This window comes from Clavibacter sp. A6099 (assembly GCF_021919125.1).
Taxonomy (GTDB): Bacteria; Actinomycetota; Actinomycetes; order Actinomycetales; family Microbacteriaceae; genus Clavibacter; species Clavibacter seminis.
The window spans coordinates 215,593-239,874 of the sequence record NZ_CP083439.1 but is presented as its reverse complement, the minus strand read 5'-3'; the positions used below and the strand labels follow the sequence as shown (position 1 = coordinate 239,874).

Genomic DNA, 24,282 nt, shown 5'->3' with positions numbered 1-24,282 from the left:
CTGTATAGTCGGGCCCATGCGCAGTAGACAGATCGGTTTACCTCGACCGCTCGTGACCGTCGTGGCGGCCGCCGGGTTCGTGCTCGCGTGGAGCTCGGGGTTCCTCATCGCGGCCGTCGGCACGGTCGAGGTGCCCGCGACGACGCTGCTCGTCTGGCGGTTCGCGCCGCTCGCCGTGCTGCTCGTGGGGCTCGTCGGCGCGACCGGCGCGGCCCGGGGGATCGCGCCGCGGACGCTCGGGCGGCAGGCGCTCATCGGCGCGTTCGCGCAGCTCGGCTACTGCGCGTTCGTGTACGCGGCGATCGGCGCGGGCATCGCGACCGGCACGACGGCGCTCATCGACGCGGTGCAGCCGCTCGTCGTCGCGACGCTCGTCGGGCCGCTGCTCGGGCTGCGCGTGCGCGGCGCCCAGTGGGCCGGGCTCGCGCTCGGCGCCGTCGGCGTGGTGCTCGTGGTGCGGTCGCAGGCGGGGGCGGCGGACGCGGATCCGGTCGCCTACCTGCTTCCCGCGGCGGCGATGGCGTGCCTCGTCGCGGGGACGTTCCTCGAGCGCCGCTCGCACGGACGGCCTCCCGCGCTCGTGACGCTGACCGTGCACGTCGACGTCACGACGGTGGCGCTCGTGGTGGCCGCGGTCGCGACCGGGACGCTGGTGCCGCCCGCGGATGCCGTGTTCTGGATCACGACAGTTGTCGCCGCGCTCGTGCCGACCCTCGGCGCCTACGGCCTGTACTGGTGGCTGCTCGAGCGGGTCGGGATCACGGCGCTCAACGCGCTGCTGTTCCTGGTCGCGCCGACGACCGCGGCAGCGGGCGCGCTGCTGCTCGGGGAGCGGATCACGCCGGTCACGCTCGCGGGGTTCGTGCTGTGCGGCGCGGGCGTGGCGGCGGTGCTGGTGACGGAGGGGCGGCGGGCGGGCGCGGCGTCCGACGCGGACCACCCCAGTCCGGGTGCGGATCGCCGCGAGCCCTCCGTCCGCGCCGCGTGACCCCCTAGCGTCGGGGCATGAGCGCTCCGCGGACGACCGTCGCCTGGGCGGGACTGTGCGCCGCCGCCGTCCTCACGCTGAGCGGGTGCGCGGTGCCCGGCGGGGCGGGCGGGCTCGCGCCGGAGGAGCCGCCGATCAACCTGCCGACGTCCGTCGCGACGCCGACGCCGACGGCCGACCCCGACGCGGGCGGCGTCACGGACTGCGCGGACGCCTCCCCCGCCGCGCTCGCGGCCGTCAACGCCAGCATCGCGGCGGATCCGGGGCCCTATCCGGACCTCCAGCTCGACGGTCTCGAGACCGTCTGGGACGACGACCAGAAGGTCTGGACCCTGGCGGGGCAGGTGGTGCCGCCGATCGAGGACGGCGTGCAGCCGGAGCGGTTCGTGGCGCTGTGGGCGACGGACCAGGATCCGACGCGCGAGGACTTCGCCGGCACCATCTGGGCGGCGGTCAACGGATCCGACATGGTCTCCGCCGCGCCACCGCTGGAGTCGTTCCCGCCCCTGACGATGGACGGCCCCGGTCCGATCGGCCTCAGCTGCAGCGACCTCTACCCCGCGGCGGACGGCGGCACGGGCGGCTGACCCGCGCCCGGCAGCCCGCGCAACCACACGTCGACCTCGCGGGTCGACCGCAGCCGCACGATCCGGAGGTGCGGGTGCTCGACGGCCGCGAGCACGACGCGCTTCCGCGTCTTCGCGCGCCCCCGCCACCCCCAGCGGACGATGTGGTCCGGATCGGTGAGGACGGTGCGCATCGGCGGCTCGACGTTGCCGTGCCACAGCCGCTCGCGGCGCCAGCGGCGGACGACCGTGCGGCGGATCAGCCGCCCCATCTGCACCGCCACGGGCAGGTCGAGCCAGACGAGGGTGTCGGCGCGCGACGGCAGCAGCTGCCCGAGCTGCGTCGTGTACTGCCACTCGGCGACCCAGGCGTCGCGCGACGAGAAGGCCTCGACGTCGTCGCGGAAGGTGGGCAGCTCGGTCCAGTCGGGACCGTGGAAGAGGGCGTCCATCTCGGTGTGCGGGAGGCCCGTGCGCTGCTGGATCCGCCGGGCCAGCGTGGTCTTGCCCGCTCCCGCCGGCGCGCCGATGAGGATGCGCCGGGCGGGGGGATCGAGGCGCTGGAGAGGTCCGAGCATCCCGCGATCCTAGGGCGAGCGGGGAGGGCGCCGTCGGGATCCGCCCCCGCCCTCCGCCCGGGACGGCCCGCCCGCCGCCGCGGCGCCGCTCGCTACCGTGGTACCGCCCACGACGCACGGCCGACCGACCGACCGGAAGGACCCGATCATCCGCTCGATCTCGCGCGACGACGCGCACCTCACCCACTCATTCACGACCGCGACCGCGGCGCCGACCTGGGAGGAGGGGATCGTCGTCGGCAGCGGGCGCGTCGGCGCCGTCGCGCACGGGCCGGCCGACGCGATCACCGTCTCCCTCGCGCACGAGCGCTGGTTCCCGCCGGTGAACCCGCGGCCGCACGCGCCCGACCTCCGGCCCCGACTCGACGCGATCCGCCGCGCCCTCCTCGCGGGCGACCCCGACACGGCAAGCGCCGAGCTCATGGCGGGCGCGCGCGACAGCGGCTACGGCGACGACCTCGTCTGGACGGATCCGCTGGGCATCTGCGCGACCCTCGTGATCCGCACGCCGGGTGGCGTGGCGGACATGCGTCGCACCATGGACCCGGCCGGCGGCGAGTCCGCGATCTCGTGGACGGATCTCGCGGGCGGCCGGCACGCGCTGCGCCTCGTCGCGCCGCGCGACGGATCCGCCTGCTGGCTGGCGCTCGAGTCCGACCGGGACTCCGTGACGGCCGTCGAGCTCGGCCTCGGCGCGGGAGACACGACGGCGCTGCACACGGGCGGGCCCGACGCCTCCGCGGCGGTGCGCGCGTCCGTCGCGGGCGGTGCGCGCGGGATCCTCACGGCCGAGGCCGGCGCGGGCGATGACGCGCTGCGGTCGGTCACGGCGGTCGACGCGCTGGGCACGGGCGGCACGAGCGGCGCGGGCGACGCGAGCGGCGCGTGGGACGTCGACGGCGGATCCGCGCGCACGATCGTCCGCACCGGCCCGGGCGCGACCCCGCTGCTGCGCCTCGCGGTGGCCGTCGGACCCGCATCCGCGGCACCGACGCCCGACGCCACTCCGGCGACGACGCCCGCATGGGACGACCTGCGCGACGCCCAGCGCGCGACGCACGGCCGGCTCGTCGCCGCATCCGCCCTCGACCTCCACGGCCAGGCGCCCGCGCGCGACGCGGACGCGGACCCCCGCCCCACCACCGAGGACATCTGGGCCGCCGCCCGCGCGGGCGACCCCGCCGCCCGCCGCCGCGTCGTCGAGATCGCGTACCTCAGCGGGCGCGCGGCGATCATCTCCTCCACCGGCGAGCTGCCGGCCACGCTGCAGGGCGTGTGGCAGGGCACCTGGCGCCCGGCCTGGTCGGCGGACTACACGCTCGATGGCAACGTGCAGAACGGCGGCATCGCGAGCCTGATCCCCACCGGCACGCCCGAGCTCGCGCGCACGCTGCTCGAGCTGGTGCTCCCCCACCTCGACGACTTCCGCGAGAACGCGCGCCGCGTCCACGGCGCCGAGGGGATGCTGCTGCCCGCGCGCATGTCCACGCACGGCCGGGCTGACCACTTCGACGCCGACTACCCGATGCCGTTCTGGCAGGGCTGCGGCGGCTGGATCCTCCGCGTCGCCGCCGACGCCGTCGCCACCACGGGCGACCGCGGCATCGTCGACGACCGGCTGTGGGAGCTCGCCGAGGGCGTGCTGCGCTTCGCCGAGACAGCCACCGTGCTGGTCGACGGGGTGCGCCGCCTCGTCCCCTCCTACTCGCCCGAGAACACGCCCGCCGGCGAGCGCGTCCCGGCCGCGACCGACGCGACCATGGACGTCGCGATCCTCCGCGACGCCGCCCGCGCCACGGCCCTGCTCGGCCGGGCCCGCGGCGACTCCTCGCTCGACGCGCGCTGGGCCGCCGTGATCCGCGACCTGCCGCCCTACCGGGTGGCCGACGACGGCACGCTCGCCGAGTGGCTGGATCCGCGCTGGCCGGAGCGGATCCAGCACCGCCACGCTTCGCAGCTCCACCCGCTCTGGGACGAGATCGATCCGGCGTTCGTCGGCGACGGGGACGAGTCCGTCCGCCTCCGCGCCGCGGCCGCGCGGACCGTCGCCGCCAAGATCGCCTGGCGCGCCGAGGATCCGACCCCGCCGCCCGGCCGCATGGGCATGGCGTTCGGCCTGGTGCAGGTGGGGCTCGCGGCCGCGGCCCTCGGCGACGGCGAGGCGGCGCTCACGTGCGTGGAGTGGCTCGCCGTCGACCACTGGAGCCCCGCCCTCACGAGCCGCCACGACGCCGGTCGCCTCTTCAACCTCGACGCGAGCGGCGGCCTGCCCGCGCTCGTCGCGGCGATGCTGCTCGGCTCCGATGCCGCCGCGCTCGCGGTCCTCCCTGCGCTGCCGGCGGCGTGGGCGCGAGGATCCGCCACCGGGCTCCGCGCGCGCGGCGGGCTGGTCGTCGACCGGCTCGATTGGGATGCCGACGGCGCCTCGCTCGTCGTGCGGCGCGTGCCGGGCGCGGAGTGGCTGGCGCCCGCGGGCGGGACTGCGCTGCGGCTGCCGCGGGCGGCGTCGGTGCGCGTGGACGGGCGCGAGCACCACGCCGCCGAGCGCATCGCGTTCGGCGAGGACGCCGTGCGCGTCGACCTCGCGTGGCTGCACGAGCCCGTACGGTGAACCCCGTGACCCCCGCCGCCGGATCCGCCGCCGCCCTCCTCGCCGCCTACGACGCCCAGCTCCGCACCGACGCCGAGACGCCGAGCGCGCTCGACGTGCGGCTGCTCGGACCGCTGCGCCTCATCGTCTTCCTCGGCGGACGCGGCTTCATCACGTACGCCGACCTCGGCGGCCTCGACGAGGCCGGCCTGCGGGAGCTCGTCCCCGCCGCGCTCGCGCGCTTCCGCGACGACCCCGCGATCACGACCGTGGAGTGGAAGACCCGCGGACACGACCACGCGCCCGGGCTCGACGGGATCCTGCGGGAGAACGGCTTCGTGCCCGAGGAGCGCGAGTCGATCATGCTGGGCGAGGCCCGGACGCTCGCGGTCGACGTGCCGCTGCCCGCGGGCGTGACGCTCCGGCGCATCACCGCGGAGGCCGACGTGCGGGCGATGAGCGCCATGCAGGACGAGGTCTTCGGCGACCAGGTCTCCTCCGACCACGCCGACGCGATCCTCCGCCGCCTCCGGCTCGACGACGGCATGGAGCTCTGGGTGGCCGAGGCCGACGGGCGGATCGTCTCCGCGGGGCGGCTCGAGCCCGTCGCGGGATCCGACTTCGCCGGCCTCTGGGGCGGCGCGACCCTGCCGGAGTGGCGCGGCCGCGGCATCTACCGCGCCCTCACCGCGGCCCGCGCGCGCTCGGCCCTCGCGGCCGGCCGCACCCTGATGCACAGCGACTCGACCGACTACTCCCGCCCGATCCTCGAGCGCTCCGGCCTCATCGCCTGCTCCACGACCACGCCGTACGCCTGGTCGCGCTGACCGCTCCGCGCCGGCCTCCCCGCGCCCGTCGGAGTTGACTGGCCGGGTGCAGACGTTCCTCCCCTACCCCGAGCTCGACGCGAGCATGGCCGTGCTCGACGACAAGCGGCTCGGGAAGCAGCGCGTCGAGACGCTGCAGGTGATGAAGGCCGTGACGGTCGCCGGCTACGGCTGGCAGAGCCACCCCGTCACGCGCATGTGGCGCGGCTACCGCCCCGCGCTCATGGAGTATCAGGAGGCGACGTGCGCCGAGTGGATGCGGCGCGGGTTCGCCGACACGTGCTTCGAGAAGACGCTCGCGATCATCGCCGAGGTGCCGGCGGACCTCGCGGCCTACTCGGAGGGCCGCATCGTCCGGCCGCCGTGGTGGGGCCGCGCGGAGCTGCACCTCTCCCACCGCTCGAAGCTGCTGGCGAAGGCGCCGGATCTGTACCGGCCGGCGTTCCCGGGGGATCCGGACGACCTCGACTACGTGTGGCCGGTCGCCAGCGCGTGATCGATTCCCCCGCCCGGGGTACCGTTGCCGCGTGAGCATCACGAGCAGCACGGCGCCCTCGGGGCGTGGGGAGGTCGTCGGCGGCACGTCCGTCGGCACCAGGTAGCCACCGGATCCGTCGCCGTGCCCCGCGAGGGCCGGCCGCACCCGGCGCGCCGTCGATCCCGAGGATCCGGCCGCACCCCCGACACCCGTTCCCGCGGCACCGCCGCGACCCCGCACGAAGGGCACCACATGCTCCCCCTGACCGAATCCGACATCCGCGACTCCCTCGTCAACGCCTCGCAGCGCGAGAAGCGCGACATCCACCTCCCCGAGGGCTTCGCCGACCTCGCCTGGGACCGCCTCGACTTCCTCGGCTGGCGCGACCCCAAGGCGCCGCAGCGCGGCATCGTCGTCGCGCCCGTCGGCGACGAGCTGATCGGCGTGCTGCTGCAGCAGTCCGCGACCGCGCCGCGATCCCGCGCCCAGTGCACGTGGTGCCAGGACGTGCGCCTGCCGAACCCGGTCGTGTTCTACGGCGCGCGGCGGGCAGGCGCGGCCGGCCGCAACGGCAACACCGTCGGCACGCTCGTCTGCACCGACTTCGAGTGCAACGCGAACGTGCGGAAGCCCCGGCCGATCCCCTACCTCGGCTTCGACCCCGCGGCGGCCACGGCCCAGCTCATCGACGACCTGCGGAACCGGGTGGCGGCGTTCGCGGCGGACATCGCATCGACCGCCTGACGGCGGCCCGACGGACCGACCCGCGCGTCCGCATCCGCGTCCGGCTCCGCCATGCTCGGAGCATGCTGCTGCGCACCGTGATCCTGTTCGCCCTCGCCGCGGTCGCCGAGATCGGCGGCGCGTGGCTCGTCTGGCAGGCGGTGCGCGAGGGCAGGCCCTGGTGGTGGGCCGGGCTCGGCGTCATGGCGCTCGGCGCGTACGGCTTCATCGCGTCGCTGCAGGCGGACGCGTCGTTCGGGCGGATCCTCGCGGCCTACGGCGGCGTGTTCGTCGCGGGCTCGCTCGTCTGGGGCGCCGTCGTGGACGGCTACCGTCCGGATCGGTGGGACGTGATCGGCGCCGTCGTCTGCCTGCTCGGCGTCGCCGTGATCATGTTCGGCCCGCGCGGGCAGGGCGCCTGACGCGGACCACGCGCAGACGCGCGCGTCCGCCTCTGTGGGCGGACGCGCGCGTCACGTGGGTCGGCCGGGTCAGCGCATCGGGGCAGCTGGCCCGACCGGGTCGGTGGGGCGGCTCAGGACTCCGGAGTGCAGACGGTCGCGAGAGCCGTGCGGAAGGCCTTGCGGTGCGCGTCGTCGAGGCCCTGGCCGAGCTCGCCGCGGGCGTCCTTCACGAGGTGGCCGCACGCCGGGTCGGCGAGGGCGGCGGACGCGGCGCCGATGGCCGGGACGAGGCGCGCATCCACCGCGTTGATGCGCGGGCGGACGCTCGTGGTGAGGTCGGGCGCGGTCGTCGGCGCCTGCGCGGGGTTCGCGCGCCAGTAGGCGATGAGCGCGTTCTGCACCTGCTTGCTCGCGGTGATCTGCGCCCGCATGATGCGCTCGGCGGCGACCGGGTCGACCCCGTCGGCCTTCGCGGCGGCGATCGTCGCGTCGACGACGGCCTGCTCGCGCGCGGGATCCGCCACGGCCTTGCCCGACAGGTACTTCGACGCGGCCACGTCGTCGGCGATCTCGAGGCGGTCGAGCGCGGCGGACGCGACGGCGGTGACCGCCTGCTGCTCCGCCGGGTCGCGCGGGCACGCCTGGGCGGGGGCGGCCGCGCCGAGGAGCGCGGCGAGGGTGACGGCGAACGCGGACGTGGTGAGGAGGGCACGGCGGGGCATGGCGGATCCGTTCTTCAGGAGCGGGCGGATGGGGTCGGGCGCGGCGATCGGGTCAGGCGATCGGGTCGGTCGGTCGGGTGCCGCGAGCATAGGCAGACGACGCGCCCGGGCGGACCCCGGAGTGCACAGGCCGTCCCGATCGGGGGCGCGCGCCCGCGACGACCGCGTCGCTAGCGTGGGCGGATGACGACGCCCGACACCGCGCCCGGCACGACCCTCGACCGGCCCGCGGATCGTGCGATCCCCGGCGTGCGCGGCGCGCTCCTCGCCCTGGTCGTCGGCATCGCCGCCGCGGTGCTCGGGCTGCTGCCGTGGATCATCGCCGGGGTGCGCGTGCTGCCGACGGACCTGTGGGCGGAGGATGTCGCGTCCGCGGCCGACATGCCGATCGCGCTGCTGCCCTTCGACCCGTACACGGCCGGGCTGCTGGCCGCGGTCATCGTGGTCGGCGGCGGCATCGCCGGCACCGCCGCGCGCCTGCTACGGCCGCGGCTCCCCCGCGCGGGCGCCTGGCTGGTGCTCGCGGGGCTGCTCCTCGTGCAGGTCGTCGCGCTCGTGCAGACCGCGGCGGTCACGGCGGACGGGCTCGGCGTCGACGACCCGCAGCCGGCCGGCGTCGACCGCACGGGTGCCGGCATCAGCGAGGCGCAGGTCTACCTCGTGGCGTTCGTCGCGGGCACGATCGCCGCGATCCTCGTGGCCGCGGTCGTCGCCCTCCTCCTGGCGCTCGCGCCGGCCGGGGTCGCCGTGGTCGCGGTCGCCCTGCCCGCGGTGCTGATGGGTGCGTGGATCCTGGGCGCCGTCCCGCCCGTCGAGGGCTTCGTCCGGCCACCCGGGACGACCCTGCTCGTCGTCGCGCGCTGGATCCCATCGGTCGTGCTCGGCCTCGCCATCGCCGCGACGGGGCTCCGCAGCGTCGGCCGCATCGTCGGCGCGGTTCTCGCGGCCGTCCTCCTCTGGCTCGGGCAGGCCGCCGTCACAGGCGTGACCTCGGCGCTCGGCTCCCGCGCCCTCCTCCGCTACCCGCTCGAGCTGGCCGACTTCGCGAGCGCAGTCTTCGTCGCGGCCCTCGGCCCGTGGACGCGCGTCCTGCCGGAGCTCGCGGTGCTGGTCCTGGTCGGGATCCTCGGCGCGCTCGTCGTCCGCCTGGTGCGGCGGCGGGCCGTCAGAGCGGGGTGACCGGATCCTCGTCGGCCGACCGGTCACGATCGGCGGCCGCACCGCCGCGAGGGACGCCCCGCCGGGCCGCGCGGCGGAGGCACAGGACAGCGGCGGCGGCGCAGACGACGGCCGCGAGGATCGCGCCGGGCCAGCCGAGGGCCGGCTCGGACGTGCACTCCCCCGGGAAGGCCGCGTAGTCGACGCACGTGCCCGACCAGACGCCGATCGCGAGCGCGCCGACGACGAGCAGCACCGCGGCGGCGGCGCTCCAGCGGGCGCGCGACGCGGCCGTCATCCCCGCACGCGAGGGGATCCGTCGCCGCGCGTGCCGCCGTCGCGCGCGGCCGCCCGACGCTCGACGAGGTGGGCGGCGAGGAAGCAGATCGCCCCGAGGGCGAACAGGCCGGCGACGACCCAGCTCGCGCCCGCGGTCCCGTCGATGGCGGCCCGCACGGCGTTCGCCACGGCGATGAACGCGAACACGCCGGCGAGGAGGAGGAGCGAGATGCGGCGCCGGCGCTCCGGCGCGGGCCCCGGGGTCGGGGTCGTCATGGGATCCAGCCTAGGCGCGCCGGCGCTCGTCCGGCCTAGGCCGCGAGGTCGCGCAGCAGCCGCGGCAGGTCGCGCATGTCGTCGAAGACGAGGGCACCGGCGTCGCGCAGGCGGTCGGCCGGCGTGAGCCCGCCCGCGTAGCCCAGCGCGCGCATGCCCGCGGCGAGCGCACCCTGCACGCCGTACGGGCTGTCCTCCACGACGACGCAGCGCCCGGGATCCACGCCCATGCGCGACGCCGCCAGGAGGAAGAGGTCGGGCGCGGGCTTGCCGTGCGCGACCTCCGTGGCGCTCGAGATCCGACCGTCGAAGCGCGGGAGCAGGCCCGTGCGCGCGAGGTTCGCGCGGATCTTGGGGTGCCCGCCGCTGGACGCCACGCACGTCGGCAGGGCGATGGCGTCGAGCGCATCCGCGATCCCGTCGACCGGGCGCAGGTGCGCCGCGAAGGCATCCGCGTACCAGTGCACGTAGGGCGCATCCCAGTCGTCGGCGAGGTCGCGGCCGAGGTGCGCGGCGACCTCCGCCGTGAACGTCGCGTGCGACTTCCCGACGAAGCGCTCGACGATCTCCTCCGTCGTGATGTCCCAGCCGAGCTCGGCGAGGACGCGCTTGTCGACCTCGACGGCGAGCACCTCGCTGTCGACGAGCACGCCGTCGCAGTCGAGGATCACGAGGTCGACCGGTGCGCTCACGCCGTCGTGCGCTCCGCGTCGGCGGCGGCGCGCATCACGGCGGACGGATCCACGAGCACGCGGGCGAAGGCCAGCTCGGCCGCGCCGATCATGAGGCGGTCGGGGCCGAGGGCAGCGCGGCGGATGCGCAGGGCCTCGCGCGCGCCCGGGAGCGCCTGGGCCGTGGCGCGGGCGAGGATGCGGTCGGGATCCGCCGCGTGCAGCGATCCGAGGAACCCGCCGAGCACCACGAGCGACGGGTTGAAGATGTTGACGACGTTGCGCAGCGCGACCGCCAGGTTGTCGATCTGCCGCTCGACCTCGGCGGTGACGGCCGGATCCCCCGCCGCGAGCGCCGCCGCGAGCACCTCGCCCAGCTCGTCGGCGCGGGCGCGCTCGAGGCCCGTGACCGCGAGCAGCGCGTCCTGGCCGACCGTGGTCTCGAGGCAGCCGACCGCGCCGCAGTGGCAGAGCTCGCCGCCGGAGTCGACGAGGGTGTGGCCGAGCTCGCCGCCGTAGCCCTCCGCGCCGCCGAACGGGCGCCGGCCGATGAGCACGCCTCCGCCGACGCCCGACGCGCCGCCGTTGAGGTAGACGAGGTCGTCGACATCCCGGCCGGATCCGAACCGCCCCTCGGCGACGGCCGCGAGGCTCGCGTCGTTGGCGGCGAGCGCCGGCAGCCCGGTGGCCTCGGCGAGCAGCGCGGCGAACGGCTCGTCGACCCAGCCGAGGTGCGGCGCGAGGCGCACGAGCCCGCCGTCGAAGCGGACGAGGCCGGGGACCGCGACGCCGATGCCGAGCACGCGCGCGTCGGGCCGGGTGGCGCGGAGGTCCGCCCGCAGCTCGGCGATGATCGTGCTGGCGAGCTCGGCGGCCTGCGCGGCGGTGGGCACGCCGTCGGTGTCGCGGCGCACGCGCTCCTGCACCACGCCGTCGAGGCCGACGAGCCCCACCGTCACGGCGTCGATCTCGGGGTTCACGGCGAAGACGACCACGCGCGGATCCGCGGAGACGATGGGGCTCGGCCGGCCCACGCGGTTGGTGCCGGGCGGCTCGGACTCCACGACGAGGCCGAGCTCCTGCAGCTCGCCCACGAGCGCGGCGATGGTGGATCGGTTGAGGCCCGTCTCGCGCGTCAGCTCGGAGCGGGACGCGGGGCCGGTCTCGTGCACGATCTGGAGGACGGTCGCGAGGTTGGAGCGGCGGACGTGGTCGGGCGTGGTGCCGCGGGAGCGGGGATCCGGCGCGAGGGGGACGGACCGGGCGGGGCCCGGGACCGGGGCTGGCAGCTCGGGCGCGCGCGCGGCGTCGCCCGCCTCGTCGCCGGTCACTGGATCCCCACCCGACGAGGCTACCCGGCGGCGGCCGGGCGGGCGACGGCCGCGGCGCCCACGACGCCCGCGGACGTCGACGGCCCCTGGAGCGCCTCCCGCACCCCGCGCTCGCGCCACGCCTCGAGCCGCGCGCGCACGTCGTCGCGCCGCTCGTCGGCGAGCGCGGTCGCGTGGGCGCGCTCCAGCACGTCGTCGATCACGAGCCGTCGGCCCGTGTCCTTGGACTCGATCGCCGCCTCGACCATCGCGAGGCTCATCACGTTGCCGTGCACCTCGCCGTGCGGTCGCTCGCCCGTGCGGAGCGCGCGGACGAAGGCGCGCAGCGAGCCGGCGATCTCCACGCCCACCGACTCCTCCGGGGCGGGCTCCGCGGGCGGGCCGCCTGGTGCGTCCGGGATCTCGCTCGTCGGGTCGTGGTCGCCGTCCCAGAGCGCGGTGCCGTGCGCGCCGCTCAGCCGCCAGGATCCGTTCCACGACGTCTCCGCGCCCGGGCTGCACCAGCTGCCCGTGTAGACGTAGCGCACGCCGCCCTCGAACGCGAAGACCGCGGTGGCGCCCGCGTCGCCGCGGTACCAGCTCCACGCCGGGTCGTACGACTCGCAGTAGACGCTCACGGGATCCGCGTCGAGCAGGTACCGCACCGCGTCGAACTGGTGCACGGCCATGTCGAGCAGGAGCACGTCGTCCATCTCCTCGCGGAACCCGCCGAAGCGCGGCGCCTTGAAGAACTCCGTCGTGACGATGCCGACGCCGCCGAGGTCGGCCGCCCGCCGCTTGAGGGCGACGAGGTGGTCGTTGTACCGGCGCGACTGGCTGACCATGAACAGCTCGCCCGTGATCTCCGCTGCCGCCGCGAGCGACAGCCCCTCGGCGACCGTCAGCGCGACGGGCTTCTCGCCGAGCACGGGGATCCCCGCGAACAGCGCCTGCGTGGTGACGGGGTGGTGGGCGCGCGGGATCGTGACGTCGATAACCGCATCCGGTCGCACGCGCGCGATGAGCTCGCCGAGGTCGGTGGACGCCTCGGCCGACGCCCCGTGCGCGGACGCGCCCGCCCGAGCCGCCTCCTCGTCGAGGTCGACCACGCCCACGAGCTCGACGTCGGGATCCTCCGCGATGGTCTGCAGCCACTGCCGTCCCATGCCGCCGGCGCCGACCTGCACGACCCGCAGGCGCGCGCCGTCGGCGGGCGCGACGATCCGGTGAGCCGGGCCCGTGCGCTCTTCGATGGCCGTCATCGCTCGAGTGCCCCGGCGTAGTCGGTGCCGTCGTAGTACTCGCCGAGCTCGTAGCGCAGCAGCGTGGGCGTCTCGCGGCGGTCGGGCCGCGCCCACTCGCACGCGTTCGCGATCACGCGGCGGACGTCGCGGTGGTGGTACACGGGGAAGTCCTGGTCGCCGGGCGAGAAGAAGAAGATCCGGCCGAAGCCGCGGCGGTAGGTCATGCCGCTGCGGAACACCTCGCCGCCCGTGAAGCCCGAGATGAAGACCAGCTCGTCGGGCGTGGGAACGTCGAAGTACTCGCCGTACATCTCCTGCTCGTCGATGACGATCGGGTTCGGCACCCCGCGCGTGATGGGGTGCTGCGGGTTCACGGTCCACACCAGCTCGCGGTCGTGCTCGCTGCGCCAGCGGAGCGTGCACGTGGTGCCCATCAGCTTCGTGAAGATCTTCGACCAGTGCCCGGAGTGCAGCACGATGAGGCCCATCCCGTCGAGCACGTGGCGGTGCACGCGCGCGACGATCTCGTCGTCCACCTCGGCGTGGGCCGCGTGGCCCCACCAGGTGAGGACGTCGGTGCGGGCGAGCAGCTCCTCGGTGAGGCCGTGCTCGGGCTGGTCCATGGTCGCGACCTCGACGTGCGCCTCGGGCAGGTTCTCCTGCACGCCCTCGGCGACGGCGCCGTGCATCCCGGTCGGGTAGCGGTCGCGGACGTGCTGCTCGATCTGCTCGTGGCGGTTCTCGCCCCAGACGGTGACGCGGAGCGGGGATGCGGTGTCGGTCATGCTGTCTCTCTCTCGGAGGGGTCGTGCGGAGGGTCGGATGGGGCGCGGGCCGCGTCGGGGTCGGGCGCCCGGATGCTGACGGGCCGGATCACTTGACCGCGCCGCCCGTCGCACCCGCCGCGATGAAGCGCTGCGCCGCGAGGAGCAGCACGATCGCCGGCAGCGACGCGAGCACCGCCGTCGCCATCACCGTGCTCCAGTCCGCGGTGTACGTCCCGATGTACTGGTAGATCCCGAGCGTGATGGGGCGCACGTCGTCGGTCGTCGTGAGCGTCAGCGCGAAGAGGAAGTCGCTCCAGGTGAAGAGGAACGTGAAGAGCCCGGCCGTGATCACGGCGTTGACGCTCACGGGCAGGACGATCGAGCGGAAGGCCCGGAAGTCCCCGGCGCCGTCCACCTTCGCGGCCTCGATGATCGACGGCGGGATGCCCGCCATGAACGCCCGCATGATGAGGATCGCGAACGGGATGCCCGCCGTGGAGTCCGCGAGGATCAGGCCCGGGATCGAGTTGAGCAGCCCGAGGTCGTTGTACGCGGCGTAGAGCGCGTTCGCGACGACGATGCCGGGGATCATCTGCGAGATGAGGATCCCGAACAGCACCACGTCGATCCATCGGAACGGGAACTGCGCCAGCGCGTACGCCGCCGGGGTCGCGACGGCGAGGCTGAGCACCACGCTGCCGAGCGCGATCACGAGGCTCGTGCCGAGCGCCCGGCCCTGCTCCGAGAGCGCGGTCGCGTAGCCGTCGAACTGCGCCTCGAACGGGAACCACGCGGCCTGGATCGCCGGTCCCGCGGGCTGCAGCGAGATGTTGACCATCCAGTAGACGGGGAACAGCATCACGGCGAGCAGCAGGATCCCGACGACCGTGCCGATCCAGCTGCGGTCGGCGCGCGGGCGGCGGGAGCCGACCGGGTGCGGCAGGCGGCGCGGCGCGGGTCGCGCGAGGCGCTCGGCGGTGTCAGTCATCGACGGCCTTCCTGTTCGCGCGGAGGTAGACCACCGCGAACACCGCCGAGATGGCGATGAGGATGTTGCTGAGGGCGGCACCCGACCCGAAGTCGAACTGCTGGAACGAGAGCGTGTACGACTGCGTCGCGATGGTCTGCGTCGAGTTCGCGGGCCCGCCGTTCGTGAGGCCGAGGATGATGTCGAGCACCTTGATCGTGTAGACCACGCCGAGCACGAGCACGACGCCCACCACGGGACGGAGCAGCGGCCAGGTGATGTACCTGAACCCGCGCCAGCCGGTGGCCCCGTCGAGGGATCCGGCCTCGTACAGCTCGGGCGGGATGTCCTGCAGGCCGCCGTAGAGGATCGTCGTGTTGAACGGGATCCCGATCCAGACGTTCACGGCGATCACCGTGATCAGCGCGAAGGCCGGGCTCGTGAGCCACGGCACCGGGTCCTGCACGAGGCCCGAGCCGAGGAGCGCCTGGTTGAGCACGCCGGAGTCCTGGTCGAGGATCCACTTCCACACCGCGCTCGAGACGATGAGCGGCAGCAGCCACGGCAGGAGCAGCAGCGCCCGCAGCAGGCCGTTGAGCGGGAAGGACCGGCGGAAGAACAGCGCCAGCACGAGCCCGATCACGAACTGCCCGGCGATCGACCCGGCCGTGAACAGGAACGTGTTGAGCAGCGCCGTCGAGAAGATCCCCGACGAGAGCACCGACGCGTAGTTCGCGAACCCGACCCACGGCGCCTCGCCCGTGTAGAAGGTGGTCGTCGTGTACTCCTGGAAGCTCATGACGATGTTCTTCACGACGGGGAAGCCGAAGAAGAGCACGAGGTAGACGACCGCCGGCACCAGGAACATCACCTGGAAGAAGCGCTCCCACCGGAAGCGGGGACGGCGGCGCACGGGACCCCGCGCGACGGCGGCGTCCCCGGCGCCCCGGGCCCGCCCGGCCGCCTGCGCGGTCGGGCGGGCGGGGACGGCGGTCGTCGCCATCAGCCCTGCTCGGCGTTCTTCAGCGCGTCCTCCGGCGACGACTGCCCGGTGAGCGCCGACTGCACGGCCGTGTAGATCTTCGTGGCGGCCTTCGGCCACTCGGCCCCGAGCTCGCCGGTGCGCGCGCGGGCGTCGGCGACGAGGTCGACGAACACCTGCTCCGCGGGCACCTGCTGGCCGAACGCGGTCGCGACGGCCGTCTTCGACGGGATGGTGAAGCGCTTGGTGGCCATGTCGAGCTGGTTCTCGTCGGAGTTGAGGCACTCGACGACCTTCGCGGCCGTCGCCTGCTTCTCCTTGTCGCCCGTCTGCGGCACGGTCCACACCTCGCCGCCGAGCGGGGCGACGGCGGTGCCACCGGCCTCGGGAGCGGGGAGCTTCGCGATGCCGTAGTCGACGCCCGACTCGGTGAGCGCGGGGATCTGCCACGGGCCGTTGATCATCATCGCCGTCTTGCCGGCCATGAACTGGTCGTTGACGTCGGACTGGGTCCAGTTGACGACGCTCTGCGACGCCGAGCCGTCCTTCACGAGGTCGGTCCAGAGCTGGAGCGCCTCCGCGGTCTCGGGGGTGGCGATGTCCTTCTCGTCGCCGCCGTTCGACCACATGAAGGGCAGGAACTGCCAGGTGCCCTCGTAGGTGGCGTTGGCGTCCATCGCGATGCCGTAGCGGTCGCCGTCCTTGAGCGCGGCGGCCGCGGTCTTCAGCTCGTCCCACGTGGTGGGCGGCTGGATCCCGGCGTCGGCCAGCATCTGCTTGTCGTAGAACAGCGCGATCGTGTTGACGGTGGGCGCGAGGCCGTACGTCTTGCCCTCGTAGGTGCCCGCGTCGACGACGCCCTTCGCGTAGCCGTCGGTGGAGATGCCGAAGTCCTCGAGCGGGGCGAGCGCGCCGGTCGCGGCGATCTGCTGCAGGTCGGGGTTGTCGAGCATCAGCACGTCGGGCAGCGTCTTGGACGACGCCTGCTGCAGCACCTTCTGGATGAGGCTCGAGCCCGGGATCGACGTGCGCTTGATGGTGACGCCGAGCGACTCGCCGCACTTCGTGAGGGTGTCGCCGATGACGGCGTCGTCGTTGCCCTCGTTGTAGTAGTCGGTGACGTTGACCGTCGTCGGATCACCGCCGGACGAGGATCCGCCTCCCCCGCCGCCGGAGCAGCCGGCGAGCACGAGGGGGACGGTGGCCGCGAGGGCGGCGGCGCCGACGAGGCGGCGGCGGGCGGCGGCGGATCGAGGGGACATCGCGTGGTCTCTTCCTTGAGGTGGCGGTGGATCCGGGGCGCGACGACGCCGTGATCCGCAGCTCGCACGCATCCGGTGGCGTCGTCGCTGACCCGATGGCGGCGACGCTAACACCGCGCCACCATGCCTGTAAAGCGGTTAACCGCAGATGCGCTCGACGCGCCCGTAGACGCCGCGGACGACAGCGCGGATCATGGCGACCACACCCGCAAGCTCGAGGAGGAGCCCGTGAGACGACTCACCGCAGGCCTGTTCACGTCCGTCGACGGCGTCGTGGAGGCGCCGAACCTGTTCCAGTTCGACAGCTTCGACGCCGAGCTCGGAGCCGGGATGACCCGTCTCATGGAGACGGTGACCACCGCCGTGCTCGGGCGGCGCGGCTACGAGGACTGGTCCTCGTACTGGCCGGCGGCGCCCGCGGACGACGCCTTCGGCGCGTTCATCAACCCGATCGAGAAGCTCGTCGCGTCACGGACCCTCACCGGCGGGCTCGACTGGAACGCGACCCTGATCGAGGGTGACGTCGTGGACGCCCTCGCGGAGCTGAAGCGCACGGACGGCGGCGACATCGGCGTCTTCGCGAGCATCTCCCTCGTGCGCCAGCTGCTGTTCGCGGGCGTGCTCGACGAGCTGACCCTGATGATCCACCCGGTCGTCGCGGGCGCCGGCCGCCGCCTGTTCGAGCCGAGCGATCCGGTGACGCGGCTGGAGCTGCGGCGCTCGGAGATCACGAGCGCGGGCAACGCGCTGCTCACCTACGCGCTGCGCGCCGCCGGCTGATCAGCTCGCCGCGCGGACGCCGGCCGGACGCGCGCGACGCCCCCGATGCGGCATCGGGGGCGTCGGGCGAGCGCGGCGGGCGGCTAGTGCAGGGTCGGCTTCGGGTTGCGCGACGTGTAGACGGCCCAGTTGCGGAAGACATGGGTGTCGATGTAGCCGATCGAGCCGACGTACGCGGACTCGGGCGAGCAGGCGAAGTCGTTGTACGCCGTCGCCCGGTAGCTGCCGCGGTACACGCGCACGTCGAGCCCGACCCACCGGTCCTGGCCCGACTGCGGCAGGTCGACGCAGCGCGACCAGCCCGGTCGTCCGTTCTCCGGGCTCGGCCCCTGGAGGAGGACGGAGGTGACCACGAACCCGCGACGGAACATCTGCGTCTCGAGGTGCAGGGTGATGCGGTCGGGCCGCCATGCGGATGCGGACGGATCGCCGGCGGGCGCGGCGGATGCGGTCCCGTAGTCGACGGTGGTCGCGGAAGCCGGTGCGGCGACGGGGGCGGCGGACGCCTGCGCGGCGGGTGCGGTGCCGACGCCGACGAGCGCGGAGCCCGCGATGACGAGGGCGGCCAGGGCGACGCGGGTGCGGCGCGGACGAGGAGCGGTGGTGCGAGCGTGCACGGGGTTCTCCGATCGGGTGGGGGATGCGGGCGGCGACCCGCGGGACGACGGTAGGGCCGCGACCGTGCTCGCATCGGTCAGCCAGACGAACGTCTGGTGAAGAGGGGGTAGGTGGCGCACCGGAGGTCGGGCCCGAGCCTCGACGGGGACGGGCGGGCCGCCGATAGGGTCGCGGGATGCGGATCTCTGTGCTCTTCGGCGGCGAGAGCGAGGAGCGCGACGTCTCCATCGCGAGCGCCGCGCAGGTCGTCCCGGCGCTCCGGGCGCTCGGGCACGATGTGGTCGCGGTCGACACCGCGCGCGGGGCGCTGGACGCCTCCGCCGAGACGCGGATCCTCACGCCCGACGTCGGCCTCCGCCCGCCGACCTCCGCGGAGCTGGCCACCGCGAGCGCGGGCGGATCCGGCGCGGTGCTGCGCCTGCCGACCGACCTCCGCGACAGCGACCTGGTGTTCCTCGCGCTGCACGGCGGATCCGGCGAGGACGGCCGCCTGCAGGCGCTCCTCGAGCTCGCGGGCATCCCGTTCACGGGCTCCGGCTCCCTGGGCAGCGCGCTCGCGATGGACAAGGACGTCGCCAAGACGCTGCTGCGCGCCGGCGGCGTGCGGACGCCCGACTGGCTGATCGACCCGGAGCCGGATGCGGTCGAGCCGGCGCTCGGGTTCCCGGTGGTCGTGAAGCCGACCGGGCAGGGATCCACCGTCGGGCTCTCCGTGGTGCGCGCCGCCGCGGATCTGCCCGCCGCGCTCGAGCTGGCGCGGCGGCACGGGACCGTGATGGTCGAGCGGTTCGTGCGCGGCCGCGAGCTGACGGTCGGCGTGCTCGACGGCGACGCGCTCGCGGTCGGCGAGATCGGCGTGCCGGTGGACGAGGCGTTCACCTACGCCGCGAAGTACCAGGCGGGCGCGATCGCGGAGACGTTCCCGGCCGACCTGCCCGACGCGGTCGCGGAGGAGGCGCGCGGGGCTGCGCTGGCCGCCCACCGGATCCTCCGGCTCGCCGGGTACAGCCGCTCCGACTTCCGCCTCGACGACTCCGGCGTCCTCTGGATCATCGAGGCCAACAGCCTCCCCGGCCTCACCGCGACGAGCCTCCTGCCGCAGTCGGCGGCGGCCGTCGGCGTCGGGTACGCCGACCTGTGCGAGCGGATCGCGCGGGTCGCGCTGCGGGGGCGCGCGGGCTGACCGGTCCCGCTATCCCGCCGGTGCGACGGGCGGCAGCAGCCCCTGCTCGGCGGCGGCCGCGCGGGCGATAAGCAGGGTCGGGTCCTCGATGCCGCCCGCGGCGATGAGCGCGTCGAGCTCCGCGACGGGCATGCGGACGAGGCGCACCTGCTCGGACGGGTCGGAGCGGTCGGCGGTGCCGGCGGTGGTCGGGGTCGTGCAGGCGAAGACGTGCACGAGCCAGGACGCGCGGCCGGGGTTCACCGCGTAGGTCCGCAACGGGTGGAGGTCGGGCGCGACGAGGCCGAGCTCCTCCTCGAGCTCGCGGCGGGCGGCGTCGACGGGGTGCTCGGAGGCGTCGCCCGCGCCGCCGGGGAGGTCGAGGATCCACCGGCCGAGCGGGTGCCGGTACTGGCGCGACAGGATCACGGCGTCGCCGTCGATCACGAGCGTCGCGACCGCGAACGGCACGCTCTCGTCCACCTCGTAGCGCGACGCGGACCCGTCGGGCAGCAGCACGTCGTGCTCGACGAGGACGACCCGGCCGCGGTGGAGGTCGCGGCGGGCGGTCGTGGCCCAGGTGCGCTCGGGTTCGGGCTGGGCGTCCGCGCTGCTCATCCGGCGAGCCTAGGCGCGGGCGTCCGTGCGACGGCGCGCGACGATGGCGAGGTGCGGCCGCTGCCGGGTCGAGATGCGCGTGTGCACCTCGTCCACCTCGAAGCCCGCGGCGTCGATCCGCGCGGCCAGCTCATCCGGCGACCAGCGCCACGCGCGCGTGACGGCGTGGTCGAACGGCTCGGCGTCCGCGATCCCGTCGGGGCCCGCGAACGCGCCGACGAGCAGGCCGCCGCCCGGCCGGACGACCCGCGCCAGCTCGGCGAGCGGCACGTCGATGCGGTCGGGCGCGTGGTGGATGAGCGAGTACCAGGCGAGCGCGCCGCCGAGCGCGCCGTCCCCGGCGTCGAGCGCGTCCAGGTCGCCGACCTCGAACGGGACGCGCGGATGCGCGGCGCGGGCGTGCGCGACGAAGGCCGGCACGAGGTCCACGCCGCGCGCGTCGAGGCCGCGGGAGGCGAGGAGCGCGGTCCAGTGGCCGGGTCCGCAGCCGGCGTCGAGCACGGAGCCCGTGATCCCGTGCGCCCACGTCGTCACGAGCGCGAGATCGGCTGGGTGCACGGCGTCGAGGGTGCCGAGGCGCTCCGCGTACTCGGCGGCGCGCGCGGCGTAGGCATCGGCGACGGGGCCCGTCACCCCCGGCGCTCCGGGTCCGCGGCCGATCCCAGCGGGCGCGACCACGCGACCTCGCGCGCCAGCTGCCCGCTCGCGCGGAACGCGACGACCTGGCGGGCGTCCGGCAGCACGGCGGCGAGCGCGTCGCGATCGGCCTCCTGGAAGCCGAGGCCCTGCCAGAACGGACCGGACCTCCGCGAGAACAGCCAGGCGCGCCCGGCGCCGGCGGCGGCCGCCTCGGCGAGCGCGTGCCGGGCGAGCGTCGAGCCGAGGCCCGCGGACCGCAGGGCGGGATCCACCGCGACGCTGCGGATCAGCGCGTGCCGCCCGTCCGCGCTCAGCTCGAACCCGGTGCTGCCGGTGATCCGCCCGTCGGCGTCGCGCTGGATCCAGAGCCGCACGCCGGGGTCGTCGAGCCCGGTGACCGTGAGGTCCGCCGCCGCGAGGAAGGCGTGCAGCGCCTCGTCGTCGGCCACGGAGGCGACGGCCGACAAGGCCGTCACAGCGCCCCGCCCACCGCGATCCCGAGGCCCGCCGCCGCGATGCAGACGACGAGCATCCCCAGTCCGTTCGCGAGCGCCGCGCCGACCCTGCCGGCCTGCGCGAGCCGCACGGTCTCGAGGCTCGCGGTGCTGAAGGTCGTGTATCCGCCCATCAGGCCGCCGCCGAGGATGAGGAGGAGGTCGTGCGGGAGGCCCGCCTGCGCGGCGGCGCCCGTGAGGAGGCCGAGGCCGAGGGATCCCGTGACGTTGATGACGGTCGTGCCCCATGGGTACGCGGCGCCGAGGCGGCCGCGGATGGCGCCGTCGAGGAGCAGGCGGAGGGCGGATCCGACGCCGCCGGCCACGCAGATGAGCGCGAACACGAGCGGGCCGGTCACGACGCCGCCCCCGTCGCGCGGCGGGCAGCGGTGCGGCGGTGGATGGCGGCGCCCGCGGCGATCCCGGCGGCGGACGCCGCGGCGCCCAGCACGAGCGAGAGCCCCGCGTACGCGAACGCGACGCCGAGCGCGGATCCCGTGAGCGATGCCGCGTCGGTCGCGAGCGAGCTGTAGGTGGTGAAGCCGCCGAGCACGCCCGTGCCCACCAGCAGGCGGATCGCGCGGCGTCGGCCCTCGTCGGGCCCGCGGCGGGCGAGCGACTCCAGCAGGGCGCCGAGCACGAAGGCGCCGACCACGTTGATCAGGAGGATCGTGACGGGGATGCCCCCGGCGGGCGCCGGCCACGTGAGCGCGAGCGCCTCGCGGACGCCCGTGCCGACGGCGCCGCCGATCGCCACGAGGCCGAGGGACGACCAGCGGAGGTGGACCGGGCGGCCCGGGTCGTCGTCCACCTCGACGTCGCTGTCGAGGGGCGCGTCGTCGTGAGGCGCCCTGTCGCGGGGTGCGCCGCGGTCGGGCTGCGGGTGGTCGGTCATGGGGTCTCCCATCTCGGATGGCATGGCTAGCCAAGAGACAGGGACTGTCGTCGACGAGGGTGTCGAGGTTCGGGTACGGCGAGCCCCACCGCCGTGCCTCCCGCGGGAGGCCCCTCCCGCGGGAGGCGGGACCATTGAACCACGAGGGTCGGGCGGGTCCCGGCGCGTAGCCTGGGCGGATGCGGACCCGCCCCCTGCTCGTCGCGATCGGGGCCTCCGCCGCGGTCGCCTTCGTCGCCAGCGAGGTCGCGCACCGCCTGGCCAGCACGCGCGGGCTCGACCGCAGCCGGCCGGGCGCCGAGGTGGGCCGGGAGGCGATCGTGGTGCTGGGCTACGGCAACCGCGGTCCGCGCGCCAACGCCATCAACCGGTACCGGGTCCGGGCGGGGCTGCGCTCGATGGATCCGCGCGCCACCTCGAGCACCCTCATCCTCTGCGGCGGATCGGTCATGGGCACCGAGCCCGAGGCGCGGATCCTCGCCAGGTACGCCCGCGACGAGCTCGGCTACCGGGGCCCGCTCGTCCTCGAGGACACGAGCACCAGCACGCGCGAGAACATCGCCAACGCGATCCCGTTCCTCGAGGACGCCGACACCATCCGCATCGTCTCCGACTCGGTGCACGCCGCGAAGGCCCGCCCCTACCTCCGGGAGCTGCGGCCTGACCTCGCCGAGCGCCTCGCGCGGGCCGAGGAGTACCGCGTCGGCGAGGTGCCGTGGATGAAGCCGACCGTGCTCGTCGTGCTCCTGCTGAAGCGCTGGGGCTGGGCGTAAGCGGACGGCGGGATATCCGTCCCCCGCTCGAATCGCCCGCAGGTGTTGGGATTTTCCACAGGGGACGACGCGGGATGCGATGCGTGCATTCCCGCAACCTGCGGAAACAGGCCGGGAATGGCCTGCGACGCACGACCGTGATGTCCCCGTGACGTCCTCTCGGGCGCCCTCTAGATAGTTTCCCTATCATTCGAGGATGACCGCCCTGCCCATATCCGAGCTCGCCGAGCGATCCGGCTGCTCCGTCGCCACCATCAAGTACTACCTGCGCGAGGGGCTGCTCCACCCGGGCGTCAAGGTCAACGCCCGCCGGACCGCGTTCGACGAGACCCACCTGGCGCGGCTGCGACTCGTCCGCGGCCTCATCCACGTGGTCGGCGTCACCGTCGAGCAGGCAGGGACGATCCTCGACCTCGTCGCGGATCCCGACCAGAGCGTGGTGGGCGCGATGCGGAAGGCCACGGCCGCGCTCCCCACCGGCGACCGCTCGAGCTCCGCCGCCGGCGAGGCCGCCCCGGCGCGCTCCACCGCGGCGACCGAGGCCCTGCTGGACCGCCTGGGCGTGCAGCACACGGCCGATTCCGTGCCCGTCGCGCAGCTCGATCGCGCCCTCGAGCTCGCGGAGGAAGCGGGGATCCCGCTCGACGAGTCGCAGATCCGCACCTACGTCGACGCGGTGCGGGACATCGCGGACGCCGACTTCTCGCGCGTCCCCTGGTCGGACCCGCAGGGCGCCGTGGAGTTCGCGGTGCTCGGCACGGCGCTCTACGAGCCCGTGCTGCTCGCCCTCCGCCGCGTCGCGCACCACGAGAAGGGCCTCACCCTGGAGCGCGGCGAGGCCTGACCGGCCCGGCATGCGCCCCCGACCGGGGCACGGAAGACTGCTCCCACGCCACGTGCATTGGTTGCATCACCATGCAATACCCCCAGAACGGGGGACATTGGACAGCGTCTGGAAATAGCGCCCCGAGATGCGCTCGTCGAACGTCGGGAATCGCTGCATCCGCGTTCCGCCAGGCGATCCCCAGGGTCCTGTGCCCTCGCGTCGGATCATGAGCCCACTCGTCGTCGGGCACCGCTCACGATCCCGTCCACAATCGGACCTTTAGCGTTCAACTACCACGTTCCATGCGTTCGCATGACCCCTTGACAGCCTCGACCTACCATCGGTTAGCTTCGTGCTCGAAGCCGCCGGCACCCGCCGAGGCACCTCCCGGAGAACGACACAGGAAGAGGGATGCGGGAAATGGTCGAAACGCACGAGGTACGAGAATGGCTGATCGAGAAGATCGCCGTGCGCACGGGCTCGGAGAAGCAGGACGTGCGCCCCGACATGTTCTTCGACGAATTCGACCTGGATTCCACGGAGGCGCTGGTGCTCGCGGGCGAGCTGGAGGAATGGCTGGGTTTCGCGCTCGCCCCCACGGCCCTCTGGTACTTCCCCACCATCGAGAAGCTCGCCGAGCACGTGGCGAGCTCCTCCGAACCCGAGTCCGTCCCCCGCTGAGACC

At 74.7% G+C, this 24,282-nt stretch carries 30 protein-coding genes; 13 read left to right on the top strand and 17 right to left on the bottom strand.

Translation table 11 applies throughout. The features are described 5' to 3' along the window. Positions 1-16: 16 nt before the first annotated feature. Together KYT88_RS01175 and KYT88_RS01170 are read left to right on the top strand one after the other, a co-directional pair. Positions 17-988 carry a DMT family transporter gene (locus KYT88_RS01175; RefSeq protein WP_237583731.1) on the top strand — a complete coding sequence of 324 codons (972 nt, stop codon included), beginning with the start codon at positions 17-19 and terminating at the stop codon, positions 986-988. A 17-nt stretch (positions 989-1,005) separates the two neighbouring features. Continuing rightward, on the top strand, positions 1,006-1,575 hold the full coding sequence (locus tag KYT88_RS01170) for a hypothetical protein (RefSeq protein ID WP_043583093.1): 570 nt from the start codon (positions 1,006-1,008) through the stop codon (positions 1,573-1,575). Here KYT88_RS01170 and KYT88_RS01165 read toward each other — a convergent pair. Next, complete coding sequence (locus tag KYT88_RS01165) at positions 1,542-2,132, bottom strand: P-loop NTPase family protein (RefSeq protein WP_043583088.1); 591 nt, start codon at positions 2,130-2,132, stop codon at positions 1,542-1,544. The genes KYT88_RS01170 and KYT88_RS01165 overlap by 34 nt on opposite strands. Positions 2,133-2,229: 97 nt before the next feature. Here KYT88_RS01165 and KYT88_RS01160 point away from each other — a divergent pair, with 97 nt between their 5' ends. The 5 genes from KYT88_RS01160 to KYT88_RS01140 all read left to right on the top strand — a co-directional run bounded on the left by KYT88_RS01160 (position 2,230) and on the right by KYT88_RS01140 (position 7,172). Next, the gene (locus KYT88_RS01160; protein ID WP_051629166.1) at positions 2,230-4,743 is read left to right on the top strand and encodes a glycosyl hydrolase family 95 catalytic domain-containing protein; all 2,514 of its coding nucleotides are present in this window, start codon (positions 2,230-2,232) and stop codon (positions 4,741-4,743) included. A 5-nt stretch (positions 4,744-4,748) separates the two neighbouring features. Next, positions 4,749-5,549: a GNAT family N-acetyltransferase gene (locus KYT88_RS01155; protein ID WP_043583241.1), complete on the top strand. Its 801-nt coding sequence runs from the start codon at positions 4,749-4,751 to the stop codon at positions 5,547-5,549. Positions 5,550-5,595: 46 nt separating this feature from the next. Continuing rightward, positions 5,596-6,045 (top strand): MSMEG_6728 family protein, encoded by a 450-nt coding sequence (locus KYT88_RS01150; RefSeq protein WP_043583086.1) that lies wholly within the window; start codon positions 5,596-5,598, stop codon positions 6,043-6,045. A gap of 234 nt (positions 6,046-6,279) precedes the next feature. After that, positions 6,280-6,771, top strand: coding sequence for an FBP domain-containing protein (locus KYT88_RS01145; protein ID WP_043583083.1), 492 nt, complete (start codon positions 6,280-6,282; stop codon positions 6,769-6,771). Positions 6,772-6,833: 62 nt separating this feature from the next. Then, positions 6,834-7,172, top strand: coding sequence for a YnfA family protein (locus KYT88_RS01140; protein WP_011931499.1), 339 nt, complete (start codon positions 6,834-6,836; stop codon positions 7,170-7,172). 113 nt (positions 7,173-7,285) lie between these two features. Here KYT88_RS01140 and aroQ read toward each other — a convergent pair whose 3' ends face one another. Next, complete coding sequence (aroQ, locus tag KYT88_RS01135; RefSeq protein ID WP_043583239.1) at positions 7,286-7,876, bottom strand: gamma subclass chorismate mutase AroQ; 591 nt, start codon at positions 7,874-7,876, stop codon at positions 7,286-7,288. A 183-nt stretch (positions 7,877-8,059) separates the two neighbouring features. Between aroQ and KYT88_RS01130 the strand changes: the two genes are divergently transcribed. After that, complete coding sequence (locus KYT88_RS01130; protein WP_043583081.1) at positions 8,060-9,055, top strand: hypothetical protein; 996 nt, start codon at positions 8,060-8,062, stop codon at positions 9,053-9,055. Here the strand turns inward: KYT88_RS01130 and KYT88_RS01125 are convergent. The 9 genes from KYT88_RS01125 to KYT88_RS01085 all read right to left on the bottom strand — a co-directional run bounded on the left by KYT88_RS01125 (position 9,042) and on the right by KYT88_RS01085 (position 16,792). After that, positions 9,042-9,332 carry a hypothetical protein gene (locus KYT88_RS01125; RefSeq protein ID WP_043583079.1) on the bottom strand — a complete coding sequence of 97 codons (291 nt, stop codon included), beginning with the start codon at positions 9,330-9,332 and terminating at the stop codon, positions 9,042-9,044. The two genes, KYT88_RS01130 and KYT88_RS01125, sit on opposite strands and share 14 nt — an antisense overlap. After that, a complete protein-coding gene (locus KYT88_RS01120; RefSeq protein ID WP_043583074.1) occupies positions 9,329-9,589 on the bottom strand; it encodes a hypothetical protein in 261 nt (86 codons plus the stop codon). Before KYT88_RS01120 ends, KYT88_RS01125 begins: the two co-directional genes overlap by 4 nt. A 35-nt stretch (positions 9,590-9,624) precedes the next feature. Further along, positions 9,625-10,281: an HAD family hydrolase gene (locus tag KYT88_RS01115; protein ID WP_043583070.1), complete on the bottom strand. Its 657-nt coding sequence runs from the start codon at positions 10,279-10,281 to the stop codon at positions 9,625-9,627. Beyond that, the gene (locus KYT88_RS01110; RefSeq protein WP_043583069.1) at positions 10,278-11,591 is read right to left on the bottom strand and encodes an ROK family transcriptional regulator; all 1,314 of its coding nucleotides are present in this window, start codon (positions 11,589-11,591) and stop codon (positions 10,278-10,280) included. Before KYT88_RS01110 ends, KYT88_RS01115 begins: the two co-directional genes overlap by 4 nt. 20 nt (positions 11,592-11,611) lie before the next feature. Beyond that, a complete protein-coding gene (locus tag KYT88_RS01105; RefSeq protein WP_043583068.1) occupies positions 11,612-12,832 on the bottom strand; it encodes a Gfo/Idh/MocA family protein in 1,221 nt (406 codons plus the stop codon). Then, positions 12,829-13,599: a ThuA domain-containing protein gene (locus tag KYT88_RS01100; RefSeq protein WP_043583067.1), complete on the bottom strand. Its 771-nt coding sequence runs from the start codon at positions 13,597-13,599 to the stop codon at positions 12,829-12,831. Before KYT88_RS01100 ends, KYT88_RS01105 begins: the two co-directional genes overlap by 4 nt. A gap of 88 nt (positions 13,600-13,687) precedes the next feature. Beyond that, positions 13,688-14,569 (bottom strand): carbohydrate ABC transporter permease, encoded by an 882-nt coding sequence (locus KYT88_RS01095; protein WP_119374180.1) that lies wholly within the window; start codon positions 14,567-14,569, stop codon positions 13,688-13,690. After that, positions 14,562-15,551, bottom strand: a complete 990-nt coding sequence (locus KYT88_RS01090) for a carbohydrate ABC transporter permease (protein WP_043583066.1) — start codon at positions 15,549-15,551, stop codon at positions 14,562-14,564. Before KYT88_RS01090 ends, KYT88_RS01095 begins: the two co-directional genes overlap by 8 nt. Continuing rightward, entirely contained in the window at positions 15,551-16,792 is a 1,242-nt protein-coding gene (locus KYT88_RS01085) for a sugar ABC transporter substrate-binding protein (RefSeq protein ID WP_043583065.1), read from the bottom strand. Before KYT88_RS01085 ends, KYT88_RS01090 begins: the two co-directional genes overlap by 1 nt. 228 nt (positions 16,793-17,020) lie before the next feature. On the opposite strand from KYT88_RS01085, the gene KYT88_RS01080 reads away from it, so the two are divergent. Beyond that, positions 17,021-17,572 (top strand): dihydrofolate reductase family protein, encoded by a 552-nt coding sequence (locus KYT88_RS01080; protein WP_043583063.1) that lies wholly within the window; start codon positions 17,021-17,023, stop codon positions 17,570-17,572. An 83-nt stretch (positions 17,573-17,655) separates the two neighbouring features. Here the strand turns inward: KYT88_RS01080 and KYT88_RS01075 are convergent, their stop codons facing one another. Further along, a complete protein-coding gene (locus KYT88_RS01075; protein WP_043583061.1) occupies positions 17,656-18,189 on the bottom strand; it encodes a hypothetical protein in 534 nt (177 codons plus the stop codon). Between the two features lie 176 nt (positions 18,190-18,365). Here KYT88_RS01075 and KYT88_RS01070 point away from each other — a divergent pair, with 176 nt between their 5' ends. Beyond that, a complete protein-coding gene (locus tag KYT88_RS01070) occupies positions 18,366-19,373 on the top strand; it encodes a D-alanine--D-alanine ligase family protein (protein ID WP_043583059.1) in 1,008 nt (335 codons plus the stop codon). Between the two features lie 9 nt (positions 19,374-19,382). Here the strand turns inward: KYT88_RS01070 and KYT88_RS01065 are convergent, their stop codons facing one another. The 5 genes from KYT88_RS01065 to KYT88_RS01045 are packed head-to-tail and all read right to left on the bottom strand — an operon-like array spanning position 19,383 to position 21,998. Then, entirely contained in the window at positions 19,383-19,970 is a 588-nt protein-coding gene (locus KYT88_RS01065; protein WP_043583057.1) for an NUDIX hydrolase, read from the bottom strand. Between the two features lie 9 nt (positions 19,971-19,979). After that, positions 19,980-20,603: a class I SAM-dependent methyltransferase gene (locus KYT88_RS01060; protein ID WP_043583235.1), complete on the bottom strand. Its 624-nt coding sequence runs from the start codon at positions 20,601-20,603 to the stop codon at positions 19,980-19,982. Then, the gene (locus KYT88_RS01055) at positions 20,600-21,085 is read right to left on the bottom strand and encodes a GNAT family N-acetyltransferase (RefSeq protein WP_043583055.1); all 486 of its coding nucleotides are present in this window, start codon (positions 21,083-21,085) and stop codon (positions 20,600-20,602) included. Before KYT88_RS01055 ends, KYT88_RS01060 begins: the two co-directional genes overlap by 4 nt. Beyond that, positions 21,082-21,462, bottom strand: a complete 381-nt coding sequence (locus tag KYT88_RS01050; RefSeq protein WP_043583053.1) for a fluoride efflux transporter FluC — start codon at positions 21,460-21,462, stop codon at positions 21,082-21,084. Before KYT88_RS01050 ends, KYT88_RS01055 begins: the two co-directional genes overlap by 4 nt. Continuing rightward, complete coding sequence (locus KYT88_RS01045; protein WP_043583049.1) at positions 21,459-21,998, bottom strand: fluoride efflux transporter FluC; 540 nt, start codon at positions 21,996-21,998, stop codon at positions 21,459-21,461. The genes KYT88_RS01050 and KYT88_RS01045 overlap by 4 nt, the downstream gene beginning before the upstream one ends. A gap of 179 nt (positions 21,999-22,177) precedes the next feature. Here KYT88_RS01045 and KYT88_RS01040 point away from each other — a divergent pair, with 179 nt between their 5' ends. From KYT88_RS01040 to KYT88_RS01030, 3 genes are all read left to right on the top strand, one after another. Then, positions 22,178-22,771 carry a YdcF family protein gene (locus KYT88_RS01040; RefSeq protein WP_182480767.1) on the top strand — a complete coding sequence of 198 codons (594 nt, stop codon included), beginning with the start codon at positions 22,178-22,180 and terminating at the stop codon, positions 22,769-22,771. 196 nt (positions 22,772-22,967) lie between these two features. Continuing rightward, positions 22,968-23,615, top strand: coding sequence for a MerR family transcriptional regulator (locus KYT88_RS01035; RefSeq protein WP_051629165.1), 648 nt, complete (start codon positions 22,968-22,970; stop codon positions 23,613-23,615). A 402-nt stretch (positions 23,616-24,017) separates the two neighbouring features. Further along, complete coding sequence (locus KYT88_RS01030) at positions 24,018-24,278, top strand: acyl carrier protein (protein WP_043583231.1); 261 nt, start codon at positions 24,018-24,020, stop codon at positions 24,276-24,278. The last annotated feature ends 4 nt before the right edge of the window (positions 24,279-24,282 follow it).

Coding starts and splice junctions, on each gene's coding strand:
- KYT88_RS01175 (WP_237583731.1), top strand. CDS start 17: ATGCGCAGTAGACAGATCGGTTTACCTCGACCGCTCGTGACCGTCGTG.
- KYT88_RS01170 (WP_043583093.1), top strand. CDS start 1,006: ATGAGCGCTCCGCGGACGACCGTCGCCTGGGCGGGACTGTGCGCCGCC.
- KYT88_RS01165 (WP_043583088.1), bottom strand. CDS start 2,132: ATGCTCGGACCTCTCCAGCGCCTCGATCCCCCCGCCCGGCGCATCCTC.
- KYT88_RS01145 (WP_043583083.1), top strand. CDS start 6,280: ATGCTCCCCCTGACCGAATCCGACATCCGCGACTCCCTCGTCAACGCC.
- KYT88_RS01140 (WP_011931499.1), top strand. CDS start 6,834: ATGCTGCTGCGCACCGTGATCCTGTTCGCCCTCGCCGCGGTCGCCGAG.
- aroQ (WP_043583239.1), bottom strand. CDS start 7,876: ATGCCCCGCCGTGCCCTCCTCACCACGTCCGCGTTCGCCGTCACCCTC.
- KYT88_RS01130 (WP_043583081.1), top strand. CDS start 8,060: ATGACGACGCCCGACACCGCGCCCGGCACGACCCTCGACCGGCCCGCG.
- KYT88_RS01125 (WP_043583079.1), bottom strand. CDS start 9,332: ATGACGGCCGCGTCGCGCGCCCGCTGGAGCGCCGCCGCCGCGGTGCTG.
- KYT88_RS01120 (WP_043583074.1), bottom strand. CDS start 9,589: ATGACGACCCCGACCCCGGGGCCCGCGCCGGAGCGCCGGCGCCGCATC.
- KYT88_RS01105 (WP_043583068.1), bottom strand. CDS start 12,832: ATGACGGCCATCGAAGAGCGCACGGGCCCGGCTCACCGGATCGTCGCG.
- KYT88_RS01100 (WP_043583067.1), bottom strand. CDS start 13,599: ATGACCGACACCGCATCCCCGCTCCGCGTCACCGTCTGGGGCGAGAAC.
- KYT88_RS01095 (WP_119374180.1), bottom strand. CDS start 14,569: ATGACTGACACCGCCGAGCGCCTCGCGCGACCCGCGCCGCGCCGCCTG.
- KYT88_RS01090 (WP_043583066.1), bottom strand. CDS start 15,551: ATGGCGACGACCGCCGTCCCCGCCCGCCCGACCGCGCAGGCGGCCGGG.
- KYT88_RS01085 (WP_043583065.1), bottom strand. CDS start 16,792: ATGTCCCCTCGATCCGCCGCCGCCCGCCGCCGCCTCGTCGGCGCCGCC.
- KYT88_RS01070 (WP_043583059.1), top strand. CDS start 18,366: ATGCGGATCTCTGTGCTCTTCGGCGGCGAGAGCGAGGAGCGCGACGTC.
- KYT88_RS01065 (WP_043583057.1), bottom strand. CDS start 19,970: ATGAGCAGCGCGGACGCCCAGCCCGAACCCGAGCGCACCTGGGCCACG.
- KYT88_RS01045 (WP_043583049.1), bottom strand. CDS start 21,998: ATGACCGACCACCCGCAGCCCGACCGCGGCGCACCCCGCGACAGGGCG.
- KYT88_RS01040 (WP_182480767.1), top strand. CDS start 22,178: ATGCGGACCCGCCCCCTGCTCGTCGCGATCGGGGCCTCCGCCGCGGTC.
- KYT88_RS01035 (WP_051629165.1), top strand. CDS start 22,968: ATGACCGCCCTGCCCATATCCGAGCTCGCCGAGCGATCCGGCTGCTCC.
- KYT88_RS01030 (WP_043583231.1), top strand. CDS start 24,018: ATGGTCGAAACGCACGAGGTACGAGAATGGCTGATCGAGAAGATCGCC.